Raw genomic sequence first — 16,467 nt, 5'->3', positions numbered from 1 at the left:
GAGGGCTTAATTGCTGCGGAACGGCATTCCCATCTCTCGGAGGAGGGATTGGCCCTCTTCATCCGTACGGGCGCTGGTCACGATGGTGATGTCCATACCCCTGATGGCATCGATCTTGTCGAAGGAAATCTCAGGGAAGATGAGTTGCTCCCTCACTCCAAGGGTGTAGTTTCCACGGCCGTCAAAACTCTTTGGGCTGACACCGCGGAAGTCCCGGATTCTGGGCAGTGCAAGATTGATCAGGCGCTCCAGGAAGGCATACATCCGCTCTCCGCGGAGTGTGACGGCGCAACCTATGGGCATTCCCTGCCTGATTTTGAAGCCAGCGATAGCCTTCTTCGCCCTAGTTACGACAACTTTCTGGCCAGTGATAGTAGCCAGTTCAGTAATTGAGGCCTCCAAGGACTTTGCGTTTTGGGCGGCCTCACCGAGCCCTCGGTTGACGGTGATTTTTAGCACCTTGGGGACTTCGTGAATATTCGAGAGACTTAGGTCCTTCAGCAGTTTGGGCTGAATGGTCTCCCGGTAGCGCTGTTTGAGTGACATGGCTTGGTGGAAGGGTTCTTCTGGACGTGGTCAGAAGATCGGGGATTGGGAAGAAAGGGAAGTTGGTGGGCTGGAAATTGTGATTTAGATGGCCCAGGGTTCTGTGGTTTGAGCTGTGATTAGTCGATCAACTCTCCGGTTTTTTTGAGGCGGCGTTTTTTGCTGCCGTCTTTTTCGACAACCAGCTCCACACGACTGGCGATCTTTTTTTTATTGGAATAGAGCATCACGTTGGAGGCGTGTACGGACGCTTCCTCTGTGACAATCCTGCCGCTTTCTCCCTCTTGGGTGGGTTTGACGTGACGGGTGCGAATGTTGACGCCCTGCACAATGACGCGGTTCTCTATGGGCAGAGTGCGTAACACTTCGCCAGTTTTTCCTTTGTCCTTGCCTGTGATGACTTGGACGGTGTCCCCTTTATGGATGCGCATCTTGATGCGCTGAGTGGCTTTTTGTTTGGGGGTTGCGATAGGCATTTCAGATCACCTCCGGAGCGAGGGATACGATTTTGGTGAAGTTGCGCTCGCGAAGTTCCCGAGCCACCGGTCCAAAAACACGCGTGCCTCTAGGGTTTTTGTCCTCGTTAATGAGCACTGCGGCGTTGTCGTCGAAACGAATCGAGTTGCCAGTATCTCGGCGCAGGGTTGCTTTTGTGCGCACCACCACAGCTTTGACGACCTCGGATTTCTTGACGCTCATATTTGGCATCGCGTCTTTGACGGCTGCCACGATGACGTCGCCTACATGGGCATAGCGACGGTTTGAGCCCAGAACACGGATGCATTGGATTCGCTTGGCGCCACTGTTATCGGCAACAGTGAGGAAGGATTCTTGCTGAATCATGTGGAGACCTCTTGAGCTTTGGGACTGTGGCTAAGGACTTCAGCAACCGTCCAACGCTTTGATCGGCTGAGAGGGCGTGTCTCAGTGATGCGCACGCGATCACCGACACGGCAGGTGTTACCAGCGTCGTGGGCTTTATATCGGGTGGTTCGGCTGACCGTCTTCTGATAGATGGGATGGGGGAAGCGGTTTTCCACCGCTACCACTACTGTTTTGTCCATCTTGTCGCTGACGACGGTGCCGAGCCTTTCCTTGAGTGCCATGGGTTCTAAGGGGAAAATCAGGAGGAGGCGGCGGAGCGGCTGCGCTCCTTCTGCACCGTCAAGAGCTGCGCCAGCTTGATGCGGGCCTCTTTGAAGCGGTGCGTATTGCTCAGCTGCCGGGTGGCTTGCTGAAAGCGGAGATCGAACAGCTCTCGGCGGATGCCATCGATCTGCTCTGTGATGTCGGCGTCGGTGAGTTTGCGCACTTCGGCGGCTTTGGGATGGGCCATGGGTCAGGACTCCGCGGTGATGGCGGGCACACTGGCAGGCTTGTCGCTACCAGCAACCTTCTCTTGGTCGTCCAGGCCGATGAACTTTGTTTTGATGGGCAGTTTGTACTGGGCAAGGCGCATGGCTTCCCTAGCAATGTCTTCGGTGATCTCTGCACCGCCCATTTCGAACAGAATCCGACCTGGCTTAATGACGGCAACCCAAAATTCAGGGTTGCCCTTGCCAGAGCCCATGCGTGTTTCAGCGGGACGCATAGTGACTGGCTTGTCTGGGAAGATCCGGATCCAGATCTTTCCACCCCGTTTGACGTAGCGGGTCATGGCTCGGCGGCTGGCCTCGATTTGGCGTGAGGTAATCCAGCCGCATTCCTGGGCTTGCAAGGCAAACTCTCCAAAGGCAATGTTGTTACCCCTGGTGGCGACGCCGCGCATACGGCCTCGTTGCTGTTTGCGGAATTTGACGCGTTTTGGACTCAGCATGGTTCAGGCCTCCTCATCAACCCTCGTTTGAGCGATCTTCGAATTGTTGGGGTCGACGATTGCCCCTGCGCCGTGGGCTTGCACCCACAGGCATTGTCTGGGCCTCGTCTCCCAGTACTTCGCCTTTGAAGATCCAGACCTTGATGCCTAGGACTCCGTAGGTAGTGCTAGCCACTTTTGTGGCGTAGTCGATCTCGGCGCGAAGGGTGTGTAGAGGCACACGGCCTTCGCGGGTCCATTCGGTGCGAGCGATTTCGGCGCCGTTGAGCCGACCACCAACCTGGATTTTTAAGCCCAGTACACCCGCTCGCTGGGCCCGTTGTACGGCCATGCGGATGGTGCGGCGGAAGGCGACTCGCTTCTCGAGCTGCTGGGCGATGTACTCGGCCAGCAGGAAGGCATCGGCATCGACGCGCTCGACTTCAACGACGTTGATCCGAACCTGTCGGCTGTGATCACCGATGGTTTTTTGGATGCCGGTTCGCAGCTCTTCGATGCCACTGCCCTGGCGGCCAACGAGGACACCTGGTCGTGCAGTCTTCAGCTCCACTTCGAGTTGGTCAGCCTTGCGGGCAATCAACACATCGCTGATGCCTGCTGCGCCGTACTTCTTATGGATGAATCGACGGATCCTGTCGTCCTCCTGAAGGAGGATTGGGTACATCTTGCTGGTGGCGTACCAGCGAGATCGGTGCTCCTGGGTGATCCCCAGGCGTAAGCCGGTTGGATGGATTTTGTGTCCCATCGGTCGGTGTCCTCGGGGGTCAGGAGTCGGTCTGGGCTGCCACAGCAATGCTGATGTGGCAGGTTTGCTTCTTGATCGCGAAAGCGCGACCTTGAGCTCGGGGCCGATAGCGCTTCATGGATGGACCCATGTCGGCGCTGGCTTGGGCTATCACAAGCGATGCTGGATCAAGACCCAGGTTGTGTTCTGCATTGGCCACAGCTGACCTCAGAACTTTTGTGATCGGGCCAGTGGAGCGGTAAGGCATGAACTCGAGCATGATCAGCGCGTCGCGATAGGTGCGACCGCGGATTTGATCGAGCACTCGCCGTACTTTTGATACGGATCCGCGTATGAAGCGGCCGTGGGCCTTGGCGATAGTTGTCGTCGTGGGGGATGAGGTCGTCATGGTCTCAGCGGCCTCCTTTTTTGTCTTTGATGTGGCCTTTGAAGGTGCGGGTGGGAGCAAATTCACCCAGCTTGTGCCCAACCATCTGCTCGGTGATGAACACCGGCACATGGCTCCTGCCGTTGTGAACGGCAATGGTATGGCCGATCATCATTGGCAGGATGGTGGAGGCTCGAGACCAGGTTTTGATCACCGACTTGTCATCGTCAGCATTTTGCTTTTCCAGCTTGCGAAGCAGGCTGTCAGCAATGAATGGGCCTTTTTTTAATGAACGTCCCATGGCGGGTTAAGCGAACGGCAGAACAGTGATTGGCATCAGGAATCGCGTCCTCCTCGGCTGCGTTTGGAGGTGCGGCGACGTTTCCGAAGAACGAACCGATTGCTGGGCTTGTTCCGCTTACGCGTCTTGAGACCCAGGGCAGGTTTGCCCCAGGGTGTCACCGGGCCTGAGCGGCCGATCGGTGCACGTCCTTCGCCACCACCATGAGGGTGGTCACAGGGGTTCATCACACTGCCGCGAACTTGGGGGCGACGCCCTAGCCAACGCCGGCGTCCAGCCTTGCCCAGGCTGGTGTTGCGCACTTCCGAGTTGCCTACTTCGCCGAGAGTGGCGTAGCACTCATTGCGCACAAGGCGGACTTCAGTGGAGGGCAGCTTGAGAGCGACGTAGTCACCCTCCTTGGCCATCACTTGTGCACTTGAGCCGGCCGTACGTGCCATTTGGCCACCCCGGCCGGCATAAAGCTCAACGTTGTGGACGCTGGAGCCAAGAGGGATGGCTGAGAGTGGCAAAGCATTGCCTGTCTCGATCGGTGATTCCGGGCCTGAAATCAGCTGCTGACCAATGGCGATCCCGGCGGGAGCAATGATATAGCGCTTCTCGCCATCAGTATAGAAAAGCAGTGCTAGGTGGGCCTTGCGATGGGGGTCGTAATGGATCGCCGCCACTTTGGCCGGAATGCCGTGCTTATTGCGACGGAAATCGACGATGCGGTATAGGCGCTTGTGCCCGCCACCGCGATGGCGGCAGGTGATCACACCTCTGTTGTTGCGACCCTTGCGGCGATGTTTGGCCACCACAAGAGAACGCTCGGGTTTACGGCCGGTGACCTCATTGAAGTCTGTGACCACCCTGGTGCGTGTTCCTGGGGTGTAAGGGCGGAAGGTACGGATTGCCATGATGTTTTCAGACCCCTCAGGACTCAGGGAAGAGTTGGATCGTGTTGCCTTCGGCAAGCCGCACGATTGCTTTTTTGACCTGGGCTCGCTTGCCAGTGAAACGACCCACTCGACGGCTGCGCCGTGGAGGATTCATGGTGCTGATGCCCACCACACGGACATCGAAGAGTTGTTCTACGGCTGCCTTGATGTCAGGCTTGGCGGCACGATGGTCAACCTCAAAGGTGTACTGGTTTTGTTCCAGTGCGCTGGTCGCCTTTTCCGTGATTAGTGGACGGCGGATCACATCCGCCAGCCGATCATTGAAACGTTCAGTCATCTCCGTAAACCTCCTGGATCTTGGCGAGAGCCTCCTCGCTCAGCACCAGAGAATTGGCGTGGAGCAAATCGAAGACGTTGAGTTGATCGGCGGCGATCAGTTTCACCTTTTCGAGATTGCGCACGGAGCGTCGGATGATCTCGGAGGGTGTGGAAAGAATGATCAAAACCTTTGCATCTGCGGCAAGGCCGAGCCTTACAAGGGCGTCTGAGATCTCTCTGGTCTTGGGGACCTTCAGGCTGTTGCCAAAGTCTTTGACCACAATGACGTCCTCAATACGGGCCATCAGCGCGGTGCGTAGGGCCAGACGACGTTCCTTTCGGTTCATCGCCAGGTTGTAGGTCCTTGGCTTTGGTCCGAAGATGATGCCGCCGCCTGGGCGTAAGGGGGTGCGGATCGTTCCCTGGCGGGCACGGCCGGTGCCCTTTTGCTTATAGGGCTTGCGTCCACCACCACGAACCTCGGCACGAGTGAGGGTGCTTGCCGTTCCCTGACGGCTATGGGCCTGCTGCCTGAGCACTGCACGGTGCATGAGATCAACAGCCGTGGTTTCTTTAGAAACTTTGAGTTCAAGGCTTGCCTTGCCGGCTTCCTTGCCCTGCCAGTCGTGAACAACACATTCAGCCATCACTTACCTCCTTGAGCAGGCTTGTTGCCTACGCGTTTTGCGGGTCTGATGTTGAGCAGGGCGCCTGGCTTGCCAGGCACCGACCCCTTCACCACCAGGAGATTGCGGTTGCTGTCCACTTTGAGGATGGTGAGTCCACGGGTGGTGCGCTTTTTGCCGCCGTAGCGGCCAGCCATGCGTTTGCCTGGATAAATCCTTCCTGGCGTGGTTCCAGCACCTGTGGAGCCTGGCTCTCGATGGTTTTTGGAACCGTGGCTCATCGGACCACGGCTGAAGCCGTGGCGCTTTTGATAACCAGCGAAACCACGCCCCATCGTGTCGCCGCTGACGTCTACCTTCTGGCCAGCTTCAAAGCTGCCGACGGTGATCGCTGCTCCCAGCTCTAGGCCTTCAAGGCCCTCGACGCGATATTCGCGTAGATGCTTCAAGAGAACCTCGCCAGATTTGGTGAGGTGCCCTTTGGAAGGCTTGTTGATCAATTTTTCGCGGGTATCACCGAAACCGATCTGAACGGCGGCATAACCGTCGATGTCAGAAGTCTTGAGTTGGGTGATGCGGCAGGGCCCCGCCTCGATCAGGGTGACCGGGATGGCTCTGCCTTGATCGTCGAAGAACTGAGACATGCCCAGTTTCTTCCCAAGGATGCCGATTGACATGGAAGGTAAAAACGCCAGCGTGGATGTCCGCCGTCCGTTTTCCGGTCGGGGGGTTGTGATTCAGTGCTGATCAAGGGAGCGCAGTCGTCGCCGAAAGAGCTTGTGCCGTAAGAAACGGCGGCTGAGGCAATTTCGGATAGGGCTAGCGAGCAAATCAGCTGGCTGGGACTTGGTCGACCTTTTGAGTCAATCAGTTTCCCGGCAGTTATAGGGATAAATCCCTTTCCTGCTCTGGCCTAGGGATCCGGCGCAATCGTCGGATCTGATTCGTCTTCTGGAGGCCCGGCTAGCGGACGGGCACAGAAATAGGAACCAAAATAAGACCTTACACCACTACTTACGCCAATTAAATATTTTCCGAACCTGCTGGCAGACTCATGGCTACTTGAGTGATGTCGTCATGCCGCTGTTGCTTTCTGGTCGGGTGTTTCGCCGTGACCTGGATGCTTGCGGCTGTCTGGCCATGCATGTTCCCCTTGAAGGTGGCAGTGAAACCCGTTTGCTGCGAAGGCTTCGGGCTGCTGGATACCGCACCCAGCTGAGCTCAGCTCGGGGGCTTGGCGATCCGGAGGTGTTTCTGTTTGAGCTGCACGGCATTCGGCCTCCTCATCTCGGGCATCAAAGCGTTGGGCGCAATGGGGCTGTCGGTGAGGTTCAGCAGGTGATGCCCCAGTTGGCTGAATTATTTGTCGACAACGCTCCTGTGGTGCTCTGGCTTTTGGAGGGGCAGGTGCTGTCAAGATCTGAGCTCTTGGCGCTTTGTGATCTTTGTAAGCGTGAGTCGCGTTTACGGGTCGTTGTTGAGATGGGGGGTGCTCGCAGTTTGAATTGGCAGCCGATGTCCACTTTGCTCGGGGACTGAACACTATTCCTTCTAACCCTTTCCAGCAGAGTGCTCTTCGCGGTGAGCTCGCCCTGGCCAGTGGGTCTTGGGTGAAGTTGATCTGTGGTGCCAGTAATCAGGATTTGCTTTCCATAACAGACCTTTGTGCGGTTTTTGCTGCGGCTGGTATTCACTGTGTGGATGTGGCGGCCGATGCTGCCGTTGTCAGGGCAGCTCGTCAGGGGCTTGATTGGGTGCAAGCGCGGAGTGGTTTTCGTCCTTGGTTGATGGTGAGCATCAGCGATGGCAAGGATGCCCATTTTCGAAAAGCTTGGTTTGATCCTGCTCGCTGTCCAAGCGATTGTTCGCGGCCTTGTCAACATGCTTGTCCTGCTGAGGCTATTGGTGAGCAAGGGGGGGTTCAGTTAAGCCGTTGTTATGGCTGTGGACGATGTCTGCCGACTTGTCCGCTTGGTTTGATCGATGAACATGACCGGCGACTTGAACTGAAAGATTTCGGACCTATGTTGGTGGAATTGCATCCTGATGCAGTCGAGATTCACACGGCACCTGGGCGGGCTGAGGCCTTTGAATCCACAGTTGCAGAGCTGATGTCGGCTCAGGTGCCTCTGCAGCGGATTGGGGTGAGCTGTGGCCTTGAGGGGCATGGGCTCACGGTTGAGGCTTTAGCAAGTGAGTTGTGGCAAAGATATGTTTGTTTAAGGCGTTCTGGGCAAAGACCTCTTTGGCAGCTTGATGGCCGACCCATGAGTGGCGATATCGGGTCAGGAACGGCTCGAGTTGCTGTAGCGCTCTGGCGGAAGCTGCGGCCATTGGCTCCGCCTGGCCCCCTCCAGTTAGCGGGGGGCACCAATGCCCACACGATCACCTATCTCTCTACTGAGCATGGGCCGGCAGGCATTGCCTTTGGCGGCATGGCTCGTCGTCTCCTTCAGCCCTGGTTGCTTGAAGCAGAGGCCAGGCATGTGAGCCTGAGAGAATGGCCTGAGGGTTGGCAAGCTGCTCTTGCGCAGGCAGAGCAGCTTGTTCGTCCATGGCTGTTCCGCCAATCTGGGTCGTAAGCCTGCTAGAAGGCCATTAGGGGAGCCATCTCTGCATGGCTGGGGCTGAGGGCCATGAAGCCAAAGCGTATTACTGATGATCTAGACCGATTGTTGGATTTGTTGCCTCTTGCGGTTCAGCAGGCTTTGGCGACACCCAATAGCCGGGAGCAGTTACTCGAGGTGGTCTTGGATCTCGGCAGAGTGCCTGAAGCACGCTATCCGGGACGAGCGCTTGCTTTAGGAGAGCAGTGCCTCACGCGCGATGACCTGCAAACCACTGTTGATCGATTGGGCCAGTTTGGTGCTGACAACCGTGCTGGCATTGAACGAACTCTGCATCGCATCAGTGCTATTCGTAATCGCCAGCGAGAGGTGGTGGGCCTCACCTGCCGTGTGGGAAGGGCCGTTTTTGGCACCGTGGCGATGGTGAGAGATTTGCTGGATAGTGGTCAATCGCTCTTGTTGATGGGGCGCCCAGGAGTTGGGAAGACCACCGCGCTGCGTGAGATTGCCAGGGTTCTTGCTGATGATCTGCAGCGCAGGGTTGTGGTGATTGACACCAGTAACGAGATTGCTGGTGACGGGGATATTCCACATCCAGCTATTGGTCGGGCCAGGCGCATGCAAGTGTCTCTGCCAGAACAACAGCATCAGGTCATGATTGAGGCCGTGGAGAACCACATGCCGGAAGTCATCGTGATTGATGAAATCGGTACGGAGCTAGAGGCCCAGGCTGCGCGCACGATCGCTGAACGGGGGGTGCAGCTTGTGGCTACGGCCCATGGCAATGCTTTGGCGAATTTGATCAAGAATCCAACCCTTAGTGATCTTGTTGGCGGGATTCAGGCTGTCACTCTTGGAGATGAAGAGGCAAGGCGGCGACGCACGCAGAAGACTGTGCTTGAGAGGGCTGCTGAGCCCACTTTCCCTGTGGCAGTTGAAATGAATACTCGCAACCGTTGGTCGATTCATGCCGACGTGGCTGCCACTGTTGATCAGTTGCTGCGCGGACAGTTGCCACGCCCCCAGTTGCGGGAGCTGGGCTCTGATGGATCGGTGCGGCTCGTGGATGCGCAGCCGAGTCGATCATCTTCACCACGTCCTGCTCTGGCAGCGGTCCCTCTGCCGGATCCAAAAGCACCTTCTCCTAGAGCGGCTCCACCTGCCCAAGATCATGCTGAGGCGATCTCTGCTGATCGTGCAGATCACAGAGCACTGCATGTTCTCTGTTGTGGAATCACGCCCCAACTGGTGGATGAGGCTATTCGTCGTCATGGCTGGCCTGTTCGTTGGGTGGATGACCTCCATGAGGCTGACGTTGTGCTCAGCATCCGTAAGGGACTCGGCCATCAGCCAACTCTGAGACGTCAGGCGCGTGAATCACGTGTGCCGGTCCTTGTGATTAAGTCCGACACCTTGCCTCAGGTAGAGCGTGCGCTGGAGCGGCTGCTAGCACGTCGCGCTGGGCCGCAAGATCAGATCTCACATTCAGAGTCTCAGGATGGTGATCAGGAAGATGCCCTGGCTGCACTTGAAGAGTGCAGATTGGCTGTGGAAAAGGTAGTGCTGCCCTATGGACGACCGGTGGAGCTCTTACCCCGTAGCGAGCAGGTTCGTCAGATGCAGGTTGATTTGGTGACGCGCTATCGCCTCAGTAGTGATGTTTTCGGCCAGGCGGAACAACAGCGATTGCGGGTTTATCCCCCTTGAAATGGCTCTGCTTGAACAGCATGCATTGACGAAGGTGGCTTCAATGTGGGTAACTATCTGGATTCCAGTGAAGTCTCCTCTGCGCGGCTAATGATCTGGATCATTGGGCCGTCGCCAAGTGGTAAGGCAGCGGGTTTTGGTCTCGCCATTCCTAGGTTCGAATCCTAGCGGCCCAGTTTCTCAATCCTCAGTTGACGTCTCGCTCCCTGTTGGTTTTCGACTTTGACGGTGTCATTGTTGATGGGATGGGCGAGTACTGGTGGAGTGCCCGGCACGCTTGTCTGCAGTTAGTGGGTCTTGACTTTGGTCCAGACCCTTTGCCCGATGCTGCTCCTGAAGCTTTTCGTTTACTCCGGCCCTGGATCCATCAGGGTTGGGAGATGGTGCTTTTGGCGGCAGAGCTGCTGCGTTCTGATGGACCCTTGCTGCGGCATGGAGCTAAGGCCTTTTCGGTCGATTATCACTTGCGATGTCAGCAGGCTTTAGAGGCTTGGGGATGGCAGCCAGGTCAGTTGCAGGAGGCCTTGGAGCAGGTGCGGCGGAGTGCGCTGGAGGCCGATCGGTTGAATTGGCTGGCTCGCCACCGCCCTTTCCCTGGTGTGATTGAGCGTCTTCGTGGCCTCCACGGTGAAGGCTTCGACTTGGTGGTGCTCACCACCAAGGGGGCCGAGTTCACCGCTGAACTGTTGAAGTGCTTTCAACTTGCTCCTCATGGGTTGTACGGCCATGAGTCGGGCAGTAAGCCTGAGGTGCTGCTGCGGTTGGCGGCGGAGCGACCACTGCGGGGCTTCGTGGAGGATCGTCGTGCCACCCTCGAGACGGTGCTCGTGACGCCCGGACTATCTTCTCTGCCTTGCTATCTGGCGAGTTGGGGCTACCTCAAGCCGGAAGACTCTCGGACCTTGCCCATGGGTATTCGCCTGTTGGAGCCAGAAGCTTTGGCGGCACCCTTGGCGAGTTGGCCCTGATCCGTTAGGGTACGTCTGTACTATCTGGGGCGGTTCGCGGTTGTGGTGGTATTGGACTCTTTGATCGGTGTCCGTCAGCTTTGCCGCAGTGTTTTTTGCTTCGCCTAGGTCAGCAATCGACGGTACTCGTTTAATCCTTTATTTACCATTGCCATGTCAGTTGACGTGAAATCAGCCCAATCCTCTAAGTCTGATTCCCTCCAGGTTGAACCCCGTCCAGGTGAGCGGGACAAAGCTCTCAATTTGGTGCTTGGTCAGATTGAACGCAATTTTGGCAAGGGTTCGATCATGCGCTTGGGGGATGCCTCTCGGATGCGGGTGGAGACCTTCCCTACAGGGGCGCTGACCCTTGATCTTGCCCTTGGCGGTGGGTACCCGAAAGGACGAGTCGTGGAGGTGTACGGCCCGGAGAGTTCCGGTAAAACCACCCTCACCCTGCATGCCATCGCCGAGGTACAGCGTCGTGGTGGCGTCGCAGCTTTTGTGGATGCCGAGCATGCGCTCGATCCGGTCTACGCAGCCTCTTTAGGAGTGGATATTGAGAACCTGCTGGTCTCGCAGCCGGACACGGGGGAGATGGCTCTGGAGATAGTCGACCAGCTTGTGCGCTCTGCCGCCGTTGATATCGTTGTTGTGGATTCCGTTGCTGCGCTCACTCCTCGGTCTGAGATCGAAGGTGAGATGGGCGATTTAGCTGTGGGTAGCCAGGCCCGTCTGATGAGTCAGGCGATGCGCAAGATCACTGGCAACATCGGCAAATCTGGCTGCACGGTCATTTTTCTCAACCAGTTGCGTCTCAAGATAGGCGTCACTTACGGCAACCCGGAGACGACGACTGGTGGTAATGCTCTCAAGTTTTACGCCTCCGTACGTCTCGATATCCGTCGTATTCAAACGCTCAAGCGCGGCACGGAGGAGTATGGAATTCGTGCCAAGGTGAAGGTGGCTAAAAACAAGGTAGCCCCTCCGTTTCGTATTGCTGAGTTCGACATTCTTTTTGGTCGTGGCATCAGTACCTTGGGTTGCTTGCTTGACCTAGCTGAAGAAACCGGTGTTGTCATCCGTAAGGGTGCCTGGTACAGCTATGAGGGCGACAATATCGGTCAGGGACGTGACAACACGATTACTTGGCTTGAGCAGAATTCTGAAGCTCAGGAGCAGATTGAAGTTCTTGTGCGTCAGAAACTCACTGAAGGGTCTGAGGTGACCGCTAATTCCATGCGTCCGTTGGCGGCTGCGGCGCGTACTGCGGCTAAAAAACCTGTCGTCAGCTTGGCATCTGAAGCTGCTTAAGACTGGCTAAAAGAACGAGACAACCCAAGAGCTCTTTGAGGGTCTTGGGTTTGTTCCTGAAGAGAGAGATTTGGGGTGATTGATGCTTTCTTTTCCCAGCAGTTTGTTTTACCTGGCATCGGCGGGGGTCCACCACCCAGCGGCTGGGCCTATGAAGCGCGCTACGACCCACAAAGCCACCATGAAGCCGATGCCAATCCAGGCGCCACGGGTTGTGATGGCGTAAAAACGCTCTTTATCACGTTGGGTAATGGGCAGCCAGGAGACGATTCTGGGGGAGTCATCTTTTTTGGACTGTTTCTGGCGTGGTGCTAGGCCCTGATCGGATCGTCGTCTGGCTTCTCCCATGGCCTTCCTCGTTGCTGTTTGGTTGTTAAAGAGTAGTTGGCTTAATCCGGTAATAGGCGTTGCAGGGGTGTCCAGGGTTCGAGTGTTCTCAGCACTTGCTTCCCCCAGCTCCGTCCTCGTAGACGTCCGTCCAGGATGGCCAGTCGTCCGTGATTTTTTCGGAGCGGAGCTATGGCTGGTGTAAGCAGGCTGAGAGCTTCAGGCAAGAGAAGGTCTCGGAACCAGTCACGACCTTGATTCTTGAGGGATTCTACTCTTGCTGCTGTGAGTGGTGATTCTACGCTCGCCAGGGGAAGCAAGGCCACGATTAGTTGTTCTGGGAGAGGGAGTTGATCCTGGTGATGAAGCCACCAAGTCCAGCGGCAACAGACAACACCGTTGGATTCCGGAGCGGTGGTTTCATGAACGACTCTGCGTCCAAATTCCGCCGCCAACTCACTTGTGAGTTGGCGGCGCAGTTGTTGATCGTCAAGTAACACCACAGTGATGCCCGGACGCCCCAGGATCAGACGGCGGCATTGATCAAGCAGATGCTCTGCATAGATTTCGGTATTCGGTAGTGGTTGGCGGCGCGGTGCAAAAAGAGGTATTGGTTCCTGCAGGTTGGGTTCACTCAATCTGGCCATGACGGTGGCAGGAAATGCTGCAGCGTCCAACTCAGTGCGGACGAGATCGTTCTCCCTTGATCCGCTCAGCAGGACAGACGGCTGGTCTCGTAACAGACCTGGAAGATTTTGAAGGGGTTCGAGCGGTTGTAGATGCCATTGCCATTGCAGTAGTCGGTGATCGAGTTCGGCCCAGCTTGCCCAAAAACGGCTATCGGCTTTCAGCACTGCAGGCCAAGGGGAAGGTGAGGGGCCTAGAAGTCGCATGAGATCTTTGAGAGCCTGAATTTCGCTGCCATCAAGGCGAACCTGGGCATTGGCTCGGGTGGCGTGAGTAAACAGGCTGCGGCTTAATCGTTCGTGCAGTTGCATGAGGGAAGCCTCCGCAGAAGGATGTGCCCGCCGCAAACGCTCCCAGTCTTGAGGTGTGATCGACAAAGCCATGCTGTCCCTGAGTCGCTGGCTTAGTTGGTCTGCTTCTGGAATGATCAACTGCCTTGATTTGAGATGCCCCTGGTGGTGTGCCTCAATCAACTCACTGTGGTTCATCAACCACAGTTGATTCCCTGAGGGCGGAAGGTGCCCTTCCCAGCAGGGGAGTTTGATGCCTTTCGTCAGCAGTTGTGGCAGTTCTACTTTGAGGAGTCGGCGTCGCTGCTGATCGGAAAGGATCATCACAGCATCCTTGGCCTCCAGGCAGAGGGGAACCAGCAGACCAAGCCACCAGAGGTCTTTGCTACGAGGGTCGAGCTGGATCAGGGTGTGATCTTTGCGCCTGAGACTGCGGGCAACAAGACGGCTCAAAGTGAGGTGATGAGGCCAGGGGGAGGAGTTCTGCAGGAGCAGGTGCTTGAGCTGCTGATGGCTGCGGGCTTCGAGCATTGCGAGAGCCTAGGAAGCCGTAAACCCGAGAAAGCTCCATGTTGATTGGTCGATCAACATGGACTGCAGTGCGAGAACCGTAGGGATGGAGCAGAACAAAAAAACATCACTTTGCGCTGGAGTCGTAGGGCTTGGGCTGATTGGTGGCTCCTTGGGATTGGATCTGCAGGCGCTTGGTTGGAAGGTCAATGGTCTGGTGCATCGTTCCAGTACCGCTGATAGGGCTCGCGCTAGGGGTTTGGCTCACTTGGTGAGCACCGATCCGGGCATTCTCGCGGATTGTGATTTGGTGATCCTGGCGTTGCCTTTGGCTCAGCTGCTCAATCCAGATCCGAATCTCCTAAAGGCTTTGCCTACAGCTGCTGTGGTAACTGATGTGGGTTCAGTGAAGATGCCTGTTTTAGAGCTCTGGCGCGACCTACACCCCCGCTTTGTGGCTAGCCATCCCATGGCAGGCACCGCTGAAGCAGGAGTGGAAGCAGGGCTGCGGGGCTTATTTCAGCAACGTCCTTGGGTAGCGACACCTGACAATCAAACAGACCTTGAGGCGCTCGAGTTGGTGCGTCGATTTGCGGTGTCTTTGGGCAGTCAATGGTTTACGGCGGATGCAGCTAACCATGATCAAGCGGTGGCGCTGATTTCCCACCTGCCTGTGCTGGTGAGTGCTGCGTTGCTACGAACAGTGGGTGAGGAGCGTGATCCTGCTGTTCGCGAACTCGCCAGAGTGCTGTCTTCTAGTGGTTTTGCTGATACCACCAGGGTGGGTGGTGGTAATCCCCAGTTGGGAACATCTATGGCTGAGAGCAACACCGCAGCGATCTTGCGTGGTTTGGCTGCTTATCGCTGGAGCTTGGAGCAGCTTGAGGAGGCCGTTTTGAATGGGCACTGGTCGCAGTTAAAGGCTGAATTGGAACGTTCCCAGGCATTGCGACCCAGCTTTCTTGTTGCTGCCAACAACGACCTCAATTCGCCACCCGCAACTGATGACCTCGCTGAGCCATGAGCTGGCGACAGGTCATGAGTGCCGAGATGCTCACCCCTGCAGTACCTTCACCAGGGTGAATTGAGTCGCCACAGAGCCAGAGCCCTCGCATGGGAGTTCGGCTTGCTAGTCCGAAGGGCCCAAATTGTGAAGGGTGCTGCCCAAGGCCACCCACAATTCCATTGGGCCGACCAGTCCAATGTGCAAAGCTCCTGGGTGTGGCTAGTTCTTGATGCTGCCAATCTTCAGGTGCGAGATCTAACCAACTTTCAAGTGTTTGGCGGATGGCTAACAGGGCCGTTTGCTTGCGTTCTTGATAGGTGGATTCAGTTAGGCCACACCACTCCGCTGTGGCGGTGAACACACTTGCAATCACTGTGGCTTGTCCAACGGGAGCACGGCCATCTCCCTCACGGCTGATTGATACGAACAGGGAGCCGGGTGTCTTGGAGGCTCTTTGCAGATGGACAGGACAGTTCTTAGGTAGGGCGCTGCGATCGATGGCCCCGTAGAACACCAAAGCTCCACTGGGTTGAGGTAATTTCATTAGCCTTTGGCGATAGGCCTTGGGCATGCCTGCTCCTTGTGGCATCAGCGATCTCAGGCATTGAGGAGGCAGACTGCATACCACATCTGGTGTGGTCAGTTCTAAAGCCTTGCCATTGGGGGTTTTGATGCTGACTGTCCAAGCCATGCCCCGCGCAGCTACTTCTAGGCCCACCACACGATGGCGCAGCAATACCTGGCCGCCATCCCGCTTCAGGGCATGCATTAGGTCATCGCTGAGTTTTTGCATCGATCCCTGCAGATGCCAGAGCCCAAGAGGTGCTTGAGCCATTTGCAACACGGTGGCTCCATAGAGGGCGGCTGTGCGATCGAGCGGTTCTTGCGAATAGAGCTTGATCTGGAGGTCTAGGAATTTGCGAAGGCGCTGATCCTGCGCACAGCCGCATAGCTTTAAGAGATCTGCCACTGTCAGGCTGCTCAATAGCCCTGAGGTGATTGTTGCTGGACGCAGAGCCTGAAGCAGTTGGCCTAAGTCCCAAGCGTTGCGAGGTGTGACCACCGGATCATGGCTCGCAAAGCCCCAGTTGCTTTGGTGGAGCTTGGCAGTCAGAGCCCAGAAGGAGTCACTGCCAGGGAAGTGATATCGCCATTCTTGTTCCCAGCGCTTTGGATCATGCCAGAGCTGAATGGGTTGGGATCCGTCGGCGAGATCCACTGCACAAGCGGGGTTGAGTAGCTCCGCTTGTGGCATGGGCAGGTTGAGATGCCTATAGATGCGTTCATGGCTGCCACTGGGTTCTAGACCGGCAACCTGGGTGGCACCTACATCGAAGATATAGGGACCTCGTCTGAAGGTGCCGGCACACCCTCCAGGTTGATGGTGCGCTTCCACCAAGGTGACGGGTAATCCTTGCTTGGCTAAGAGGGCTGTTGCCGTTAGGCCGGCAATGCCGCCCCCGATCACGATGATTGAGTCCTCAGCCATCCAGTCATGCTGGCAAGGTCTAG

At 56.6% G+C, this 16,467-nt stretch carries 22 protein-coding genes and 1 tRNA gene; 7 read left to right on the top strand and 16 right to left on the bottom strand.

The features are described from left to right. Positions 1-6: 6 nt before the first annotated feature. From rplE to rplC, 13 genes are all read right to left on the bottom strand, one after another. Entirely contained in the window at positions 7-546 is a 540-nt protein-coding gene (gene rplE / locus SIB79_RS09045) for a 50S ribosomal protein L5 (protein ID WP_011131111.1), read from the bottom strand. 119 nt (positions 547-665) lie between these two features. After that, complete coding sequence (gene rplX / locus SIB79_RS09040) at positions 666-1,022, bottom strand: 50S ribosomal protein L24 (protein ID WP_063405117.1); 357 nt, start codon at positions 1,020-1,022, stop codon at positions 666-668. A gap of 1 nt (position 1,023) precedes the next feature. Beyond that, on the bottom strand, positions 1,024-1,389 hold the full coding sequence (rplN, locus tag SIB79_RS09035) for a 50S ribosomal protein L14 (RefSeq protein WP_011131109.1): 366 nt from the start codon (positions 1,387-1,389) through the stop codon (positions 1,024-1,026). Next, complete coding sequence (gene rpsQ, locus SIB79_RS09030; protein WP_011131108.1) at positions 1,386-1,652, bottom strand: 30S ribosomal protein S17; 267 nt, start codon at positions 1,650-1,652, stop codon at positions 1,386-1,388. Before rpsQ ends, rplN begins: the two co-directional genes overlap by 4 nt. 17 nt (positions 1,653-1,669) lie before the next feature. After that, the gene (rpmC, locus tag SIB79_RS09025) at positions 1,670-1,882 is read right to left on the bottom strand and encodes a 50S ribosomal protein L29 (protein ID WP_011131107.1); all 213 of its coding nucleotides are present in this window, start codon (positions 1,880-1,882) and stop codon (positions 1,670-1,672) included. Positions 1,883-1,885: 3 nt separating this feature from the next. Further along, positions 1,886-2,362: a 50S ribosomal protein L16 gene (gene rplP, locus SIB79_RS09020; RefSeq protein ID WP_063405118.1), complete on the bottom strand. Its 477-nt coding sequence runs from the start codon at positions 2,360-2,362 to the stop codon at positions 1,886-1,888. A gap of 16 nt (positions 2,363-2,378) precedes the next feature. Beyond that, complete coding sequence (gene rpsC / locus SIB79_RS09015; RefSeq protein WP_011131105.1) at positions 2,379-3,107, bottom strand: 30S ribosomal protein S3; 729 nt, start codon at positions 3,105-3,107, stop codon at positions 2,379-2,381. A gap of 19 nt (positions 3,108-3,126) precedes the next feature. Further along, entirely contained in the window at positions 3,127-3,495 is a 369-nt protein-coding gene (gene rplV, locus SIB79_RS09010) for a 50S ribosomal protein L22 (RefSeq protein WP_011131104.1), read from the bottom strand. Positions 3,496-3,499: 4 nt separating this feature from the next. After that, entirely contained in the window at positions 3,500-3,775 is a 276-nt protein-coding gene (gene rpsS, locus SIB79_RS09005; RefSeq protein WP_011131103.1) for a 30S ribosomal protein S19, read from the bottom strand. A gap of 35 nt (positions 3,776-3,810) precedes the next feature. Continuing rightward, positions 3,811-4,674 carry a 50S ribosomal protein L2 gene (gene rplB / locus SIB79_RS09000; RefSeq protein WP_063405120.1) on the bottom strand — a complete coding sequence of 288 codons (864 nt, stop codon included), beginning with the start codon at positions 4,672-4,674 and terminating at the stop codon, positions 3,811-3,813. Positions 4,675-4,690: 16 nt separating this feature from the next. Beyond that, on the bottom strand, positions 4,691-4,993 hold the full coding sequence (locus tag SIB79_RS08995; protein ID WP_011131101.1) for a 50S ribosomal protein L23: 303 nt from the start codon (positions 4,991-4,993) through the stop codon (positions 4,691-4,693). Beyond that, positions 4,986-5,621: a 50S ribosomal protein L4 gene (rplD, locus tag SIB79_RS08990; protein WP_063405121.1), complete on the bottom strand. Its 636-nt coding sequence runs from the start codon at positions 5,619-5,621 to the stop codon at positions 4,986-4,988. The genes SIB79_RS08995 and rplD overlap by 8 nt, the downstream gene beginning before the upstream one ends. Then, positions 5,621-6,277, bottom strand: coding sequence for a 50S ribosomal protein L3 (rplC, locus tag SIB79_RS08985; protein WP_063405122.1), 657 nt, complete (start codon positions 6,275-6,277; stop codon positions 5,621-5,623). The genes rplD and rplC overlap by 1 nt, the downstream gene beginning before the upstream one ends. A gap of 400 nt (positions 6,278-6,677) precedes the next feature. On the opposite strand from rplC, the gene SIB79_RS08980 reads away from it, so the two are divergent. From SIB79_RS08980 to recA, 6 genes are all read left to right on the top strand, one after another. After that, positions 6,678-7,139, top strand: coding sequence for an NAD(P)H-quinone oxidoreductase subunit N (locus SIB79_RS08980; protein WP_011131098.1), 462 nt, complete (start codon positions 6,678-6,680; stop codon positions 7,137-7,139). 71 nt (positions 7,140-7,210) lie between these two features. Further along, the gene (locus tag SIB79_RS08975) at positions 7,211-8,182 is read left to right on the top strand and encodes an LdpA C-terminal domain-containing domain (protein ID WP_063405433.1); all 972 of its coding nucleotides are present in this window, start codon (positions 7,211-7,213) and stop codon (positions 8,180-8,182) included. A 54-nt stretch (positions 8,183-8,236) separates the two neighbouring features. Further along, entirely contained in the window at positions 8,237-9,874 is a 1,638-nt protein-coding gene (locus tag SIB79_RS08970; protein ID WP_063405124.1) for an AAA family ATPase, read from the top strand. A 104-nt stretch (positions 9,875-9,978) separates the two neighbouring features. Further along, positions 9,979-10,050: transfer RNA gene (locus tag SIB79_RS08965), tRNA-Gln, on the top strand. A 15-nt stretch (positions 10,051-10,065) separates the two neighbouring features. Continuing rightward, the gene (locus SIB79_RS08960; protein WP_063405126.1) at positions 10,066-10,842 is read left to right on the top strand and encodes an HAD family hydrolase; all 777 of its coding nucleotides are present in this window, start codon (positions 10,066-10,068) and stop codon (positions 10,840-10,842) included. A gap of 153 nt (positions 10,843-10,995) precedes the next feature. Continuing rightward, positions 10,996-12,135, top strand: coding sequence for a recombinase RecA (gene recA, locus SIB79_RS08955; RefSeq protein ID WP_063405128.1), 1,140 nt, complete (start codon positions 10,996-10,998; stop codon positions 12,133-12,135). 108 nt (positions 12,136-12,243) lie between these two features. Here recA and SIB79_RS08950 read toward each other — a convergent pair whose 3' ends face one another. Continuing rightward, a complete protein-coding gene (locus tag SIB79_RS08950; RefSeq protein ID WP_011826899.1) occupies positions 12,244-12,483 on the bottom strand; it encodes a DUF2839 domain-containing protein in 240 nt (79 codons plus the stop codon). Between the two features lie 41 nt (positions 12,484-12,524). Further along, positions 12,525-13,970, bottom strand: a complete 1,446-nt coding sequence (locus tag SIB79_RS08945; protein ID WP_063405131.1) for a hypothetical protein — start codon at positions 13,968-13,970, stop codon at positions 12,525-12,527. A gap of 58 nt (positions 13,971-14,028) precedes the next feature. Here SIB79_RS08945 and SIB79_RS08940 point away from each other — a divergent pair, with 58 nt between their 5' ends. After that, positions 14,029-14,973, top strand: a complete 945-nt coding sequence (locus tag SIB79_RS08940) for a prephenate/arogenate dehydrogenase (RefSeq protein ID WP_063405132.1) — start codon at positions 14,029-14,031, stop codon at positions 14,971-14,973. Here SIB79_RS08940 and crtD read toward each other — a convergent pair. Next, on the bottom strand, positions 14,933-16,444 hold the full coding sequence (gene crtD / locus SIB79_RS08935) for a C-3',4' desaturase CrtD (RefSeq protein ID WP_063405133.1): 1,512 nt from the start codon (positions 16,442-16,444) through the stop codon (positions 14,933-14,935). The genes SIB79_RS08940 and crtD overlap by 41 nt on opposite strands. Positions 16,445-16,467 lie beyond the last annotated feature (23 nt).

This window comes from Prochlorococcus sp. MIT 1342, assembly GCF_047304495.1.
GTDB lineage: Bacteria > Cyanobacteriota > Cyanobacteriia > PCC-6307 > Cyanobiaceae > Prochlorococcus > Prochlorococcus marinus_D.
Note: the sequence above shows the minus strand (reverse complement) of the source record. Positions and strands in the feature narration are given on the sequence as shown.